This is a genomic window from Chitinophaga sp. (assembly GCF_036566945.1).
In the GTDB taxonomy this organism is placed as follows: domain Bacteria; phylum Bacteroidota; class Bacteroidia; order Chitinophagales; family Chitinophagaceae; genus Chitinophaga.
In genome coordinates, this window is sequence record NZ_DATCVJ010000657.1 from 1 (window position 1) to 6,140 (window position 6,140).

Annotated in this window: 5 protein-coding genes; 4 read left to right on the forward strand and 1 reads right to left on the reverse strand. The window is 44.9% G+C overall.

Features of this window, described 5'->3' with window-relative positions:
• The 4 genes from VIP81_RS20010 to VIP81_RS20025 form a co-directional block, all read left to right on the forward strand.
• Positions 1 to 2,224: SusC/RagA family TonB-linked outer membrane protein (locus tag VIP81_RS20010; protein ID WP_331965240.1), on the forward strand; the 2,224-nt coding region annotated here is incomplete at its 5' end.
• An 18-nt stretch (positions 2,225 to 2,242) separates the two neighbouring features.
• Complete coding sequence (locus VIP81_RS20015; RefSeq protein ID WP_331965243.1) at positions 2,243 to 3,796, forward strand: RagB/SusD family nutrient uptake outer membrane protein; 1,554 nt, start codon at positions 2,243 to 2,245, stop codon at positions 3,794 to 3,796.
• 36 nt (positions 3,797 to 3,832) lie between these two features.
• Positions 3,833 to 4,507 carry a fasciclin domain-containing protein gene (locus tag VIP81_RS20020; protein ID WP_331965246.1) on the forward strand — a complete coding sequence of 225 codons (675 nt, stop codon included), beginning with the start codon at positions 3,833 to 3,835 and terminating at the stop codon, positions 4,505 to 4,507.
• Between the two features lie 24 nt (positions 4,508 to 4,531).
• Positions 4,532 to 5,521, forward strand: a complete 990-nt coding sequence (locus VIP81_RS20025) for a DUF5007 domain-containing protein (protein WP_331965249.1) — start codon at positions 4,532 to 4,534, stop codon at positions 5,519 to 5,521.
• Positions 5,522 to 5,578: 57 nt separating this feature from the next.
• Here the strand turns inward: VIP81_RS20025 and VIP81_RS20030 are convergent.
• On the reverse strand, positions 5,579 to 6,140 hold a 562-nt coding region (locus VIP81_RS20030; RefSeq protein WP_331965252.1), incomplete at its 5' end, for an aminotransferase class I/II-fold pyridoxal phosphate-dependent enzyme.

Sequence of the window (6,140 nt, forward strand, 5' to 3'; positions counted from 1 at the left end):
TAGCGGAGCGACCGATTGGCAAGACCTGTTTTACAGAAAGGGCATCATACAGAACTACGATCTCTCTGTTTCCGGCGCCAACGATATGATGAACTACCGGATCAGCGGTAACTATTATGATGAAGATGGTACGATCAAAGGTACCGGGTTTAAACGCTATACTATTTCTACCGCCCTGGGCGTAAAAATGAGTTCCAAACTCAGTGTGGATGCGCTGTTTCGTCTTAGCCGTGGCGATAGATCGCGTGGACGCGGACAAGCCCCCGGGGAAGATGTGATTCCATTATTGGATGGACAGTATCGCTCTTCTCTTTTTAATTTGTCTGATGTCGATAAAAGTAATTACATAGGTGATTTTTCCTCTGGCCGTGATAAAAATATCAATGATGATATCACCGCCAGTCTTTCCCTGAACTATGACATTACACCCCGGTTGCGTTTTTCTTCTATGGGGTCTTTGCAATCCAGCATCAATTCCCGGGATATATTCAGGCCGGGTGAGTTGAACACTGCAGGATTGTCGTACGCACAAAGCAATAAATCAAGGTATGAAAATGTGAACCTGGATAATACGCTGAACTTTAATACCAACCTGGCAAACAAAGATCATCACCTGAACATATTGCTGGGTAATACCATCAATAATGTGAAGAATGAATACACCGGTATCGGCAGCGGGTCGCTGGGTAATGATAATATAAAGGTGGTACAGGGATTTGATGTTAACTACCTCGCTTATTATGATGCTTATGGTAACATCATCTCCGGCTCCAATTACGAATCTGCAGGTATGTTGTCTTTCTTCTCCCGTGTTAACTATGATTATAAAGAAAAATACCTGTTATCATTTGCTTACAGAGCGGATGCTTCTTCCCGTTTTGGCCGTAATAGCCGCTGGGGTTACTTCCCATCTGTATCTGCAGGTTGGAACGTAACAGATGAGCCATTTATGGAGCCGGTGAAGAAATGGATGGACATGTTTAAGATCCGCGGTAGCTTTGGTGTTACCGGTAGTTTGCCCAATGGTTTTTATCTGCCTTACAATACTTACAGCATCAACCAGGGAACGTATGGTGGTTCTACCGGAGGTACTTATAATGGCGTGAACGCGGTAACGCCTAATTTCCAGGGTGGCGTGGCACAGGATGGATTAACCTGGCAACAGGCGCTTCAAACTAATATCGGTTTTGATGCGAGCTTTTTCAACGGACGTATTAACGTGACCGCAGACGCGTTCAACAGGGGAACTTCTAAAATGTTGTTTGACCTGTTGCTGCCTGCTACTACCGGTTACGATAAAGTAAATACCAACGCGGTAGATGTACGCAACATTGGTGCGGAAATTAATATCTCGGCACATATGCTCCCTCCCAACCAGGCATTCCAGTGGACCACTCGTTTAGTAGCGTCTGCTGTAAAAAACCAGATCGTTAAGCTACCTAATGGTAACCGTGACCTGATGGTGACAGACAACAACACCGGTATGACCTATGTGCTGACCAAAGGCCGGGCCATCAACGAGTTCTATATGATTAAGAGCAACGGCGTTTACAAATCTGAAAAGGACATTCCATTTAATCCTTATACCGGTGAAAAACTGACCTACTGGAATGGTAACCATACCGTGCAGGCAGGTGATTTCATCTGGGCCGATCAGAATGGTGATTATGATGTATGGGACTGGAATGACAAAGTTCGCGGAGGTAATCCGAATCCGGCTGTCACCGGTGGTTTCAGCAATAATTTTACCTATAAAGGCTTTAGCCTGGAAGTATATGTTACTTTCCTGCTGGGCCGTGATATCTACAACAAATATATGTCCGACAGGCTGATTGGACTAACGACCAAATATGCACAGATTGCTGCCATAGACCCCAATACGATCGATAGCTGGCACAAGGAAGGCGACAATGCCCAATATGCAGAGGTAATACCTTACAGCAAAAATTATTATTACCAGTTCCTGCCATTTTCTACTGCTTTTGTTGAAAACGGTAATTATGCACGTATCAAATATGTGAATCTTTCTTACACATTCAGCCGCAAATTCCTGGATCGTGTCAAACTTCGTAATCTCCAGATCTATTCTGTAGTGGATAACCTGATGATGTTCCAGAAGGCCAGCGTGCCTGATGCGGAAGCAGTGGATGAGAAAGGTACTTATACCGGCGGTGGCTACCCGATCCCGAGAAAATTCACGCTGGGTATAAATGTTGGTTTTTAATTTTTAAAAGAAGTTGTTATGAATTGTCTTAAGCATATTTTAGTGATAATAGCAGCAGGTTTGGTATTGTCCCCATTCACCTCCTGCAAAAAACTACTGGACCAGAGTCCGGTTAATTCGCCCTATGGTCCTGTGTTCTGGACCAACCAGCGTGACGCGGAGCAAGGCATAGCGGGTGATTACGCATTATTACGAAAGGCTTTAACGTCCAATACGGAATATGAGGAGAATATGTCGCATTTTGCGTATGGTTCGTTACCTGCTTTTGAGTTTTTTGATTACACCCAGTATGACGTACAGTTTCTGGTGAAAGGTGGAGATGGTTTTAATAATGCAGATTTTATTGGTAGTTACCTGGAGCCTTATCATGATTGGACTCCTTACTATAAGGTGGTTACGCAGTCCAACCTGGTGCTGCATCATCTGCCACTGATACCGGATGAAAAATTCACGGACCAGCCAACTAAAACCCGCAACCGTTTAATGGGAGAGGCCTACTTTCTACGTGCCTTTACTTATTTTTATATGGCCCGTATCTGGGGAGATGTACCACAGGTACTGACGTATGATGATAATCCTGGACAGGCTACCAACCTGCCACGGGTAAATGAAAAAATCATCCTGGATAGTTGTATCAGGGATCTCAAAAATGCTATCAGCCTGCTGCCAATGGCTTACACCAATGGCTCAGAAAGGGCAGTGAGAGCCAACAAAGGCGCTGCTTTTGGCTTGCTGGCGCATGTGTATATGTGGAGGAATTTTCTGAATAAAGGAGGGGTAGCTACGGATCTTACCAATGCCATCGCGGCGGTTGATTCAGTAGTGGCAAGTGGTCAATACGAGTTATTGCCAGCTGTAAGCTATCCGAAAATATTCCATGGCAAATCCAATGAAGGGGTTTTCGAAATCAATATGCAGGTAGGAAACGGTGAACAGCAGGTGGAAAAAGGATTCTACTATTCTATCCTGAAAGATCCTTTTATTCGGAACAAGAGCGATAAGGTGGATGCGCCTAACCTGGACCTGATCTCCAGTCTCTACGATGACGATGAAGATGAACGTTTACAGTATTTCTTCTCCACCCTGGACGCAGGCAATGCTTACAACTCCGTGATCTGCAAATTTGCAGGGCCTAACAGGGAGAACATTTATTACAAAAATCCGACAACTTTCACAGAGGCCGCAGTAGATGCCAACATCATCCTGATGCGCTATGCGGATCTGATCCTGTTACGTGCGGAGGCTTATGCCGATCAGGGCAAAAGCGGCGATGCACTGGCAGATATCAATATGGTAAGAGCCCGTTCACATGCTTATTTGATGACGATGGATGACATTGATGATATAAAATGGGAAGTAATGCGCGAGCGCTCCCGCGAGTTATATGGGGAAGGGCAGCGTTGGTATGACCTGGTACGTACCGGTTTGCTGACTAACGCAGACATCGCAGGTGGTAATTTCCCGCAGAGTCGTTTTGATGCAGAGGGCTGGAAATGGCCGGTAGGACGGGTATTGTTCCTGAACAACAGTGTCATCACTCAAAATGCTTTCTGGCTGGGAAGAGTGAAATAGTGTACGCAATTATTATGATCGTTTAAAAGAACTGACATGAAAAAATTAGAAATATTTATAGCCAAAGGTGGATGGGGGCTGTTGCTGGCAGTGCTCTTGTTTACAGCCTGTAAAAAAGATGACCACTTTAAAGGTGGAAGTCCTACAAACGCCCAAACTGATTTAACCACCTATGATTACCTCAAGGCCAACCCGCTGTTTGATACGCTGATCTCGCTGATAGATAAAGCAGGTTTAAAAGAAACGGTCAACAGCAATGTCACTTTTATGGCGCCTACCGATTATTCCATCAAACAGTTTCTGAAAGCTCGTACCAAGGAGTTACAGCTCGAGTTAAATGATGAAAACGTTCAGTATACGTTAGATAGTCTAAAAACACCTGAGCTGCGTGATTCCCTGATGGCCTACATATTTGACGGAAAAATTCAGCGCTCAGATCTTTCACTGGAACAACAGCTGTATAAGAATAAAATGGGGGAAGATTTCTCTATCAGACTAAAGAAATCGGACGATTATGGTGGCATCCTATCTGCAGGTGTACAGTATATGTATGTGGCAAAAATTATCAACGGACTTGATCCGGATCCACTGCCAGATAACTTTCTGGACGATGACAAGGACAGAGAAAGCGTATTGCAAACCAGCGGTATCATCACCAAAACAGGCATACTGCATGTATTGGGCAATAAACACACCTTCTATTGGAGGTAGTCTTACCACTATAAACTTAACATTATGTCTGATAAATATAACGTGAAAAAATTAATAAGCGCTGCCATCCTGCTGGGCATCCTGTCCGCTGGTTGCAAGAAAATAACGGAAGGTTTTTTAAGCGATGGACTGTATGTACCGGATGCACCGCTCACGATTCAGCGTGGAAATCCATTCCAGAAAACCAGTGCTATCCTTGCCGATGGAACCACTCAGCCGATGACCATCAAACTGATAGATGTTCGGAGAGCAGATACGCATCAACATGCCGATGAGTTTTTTAAAGAATACCCGGTATATGTATATACCGCTGCTGTAGATCCTGCTGTGGATACCACTATTGAGCAGGTGAACAAAAAACGTACGATCAAACAATTAAAACCATTTGAGTTCCTGAGCAGCGGGCAATTTGTATTTAACGGCGCCACCGACAGTTTGCCGCTGGATGTTACCTACGAATATGATATAGAAGTATCCAATGTGGCTGGTTCGAAACTATATAAAAATATAGCGACGATGACGACGGTCGATCCACCGTTGATTACCGAAACAACCGCCAATTGCAACTTGTTCCCGGATGATGGTTCTGCTACTATTGGAATGGGAGCACCTACCATGACGATCACCAGGGTAAGTGAAAGCGGAGCCTCCGTTATCCTGAAGCTGACCGATAAAAACGGCAATCCGTTTAATCCTAAAAAAGGGGAAATCATCAAACGTGGTGACCGTCCCATTTTCGAAAACTATGCGAGATTTCATCCGATCGAATATACAGATACGGCTATGATCTGTAATTTCGAAATCGCGCCTTTCCCTTTAAGTAAATATTCCAACGCCGGTACCAACTGGAACTACCTGATGTACTATCGTATTCCATCTGCTTTCGTAAAAGTGGATAATACGCTTACGAGTAAGGTGGGAAGCGTGAACCCGTTGTTTGCATTCCGTTTGATGAAAGCAGGGGTATATGTGGTGGAACTCAGAATGCCGAAGACGACAAGGATAAGTAATTAAATATGTCGCTATTATACACAGCAGCGGAGAACATACCTCATGTTCTCCGCTGCTGTTTTATGAAAGGGGGAAAGCCGCTAGAAACTGATGTAAAGCGGTCACATCTTCCTGCAAATGAAGCGCAGATACCACAACCCTGTTAATCACCGGACTATGTGGTTGCGGATAAGGGAAGCTGGAAATAATCACATCTTTGTCCAGCAAATACTGAACGATTTTTTCTCCTGTGGGTAAAATGAACATGGGCAGGCCATGTGGATTATGCACGGCTGAACCGGCTGTCAGATGCAGGAGGTAGGCGATGTTTTGCTTTAATGATCTGCGCATTTTTTGAATCAGTTCTCCGGCATGCAGCCACGCATAGGCGTTGGCAGGCATCATCGGTGTGCTGCCTGCGTATACCGGCTGTTTTTTTACACCCATGATATCGGCTGCATGACCAGCTACCACGCCGCCTTGTACGCTGTAAGCCTTTGCCAGGGAGGCGGTAAGCAGATAGCGGATATGCGGTGCAGGTGGTAAAAAATGAATACAACCTTCTCCTGTTGGCCCCAATACACCGATGCCATGCGAATCATCGGCTATCACCAGCACCTTGCGCTGTAGTTCTGTGAGCCAG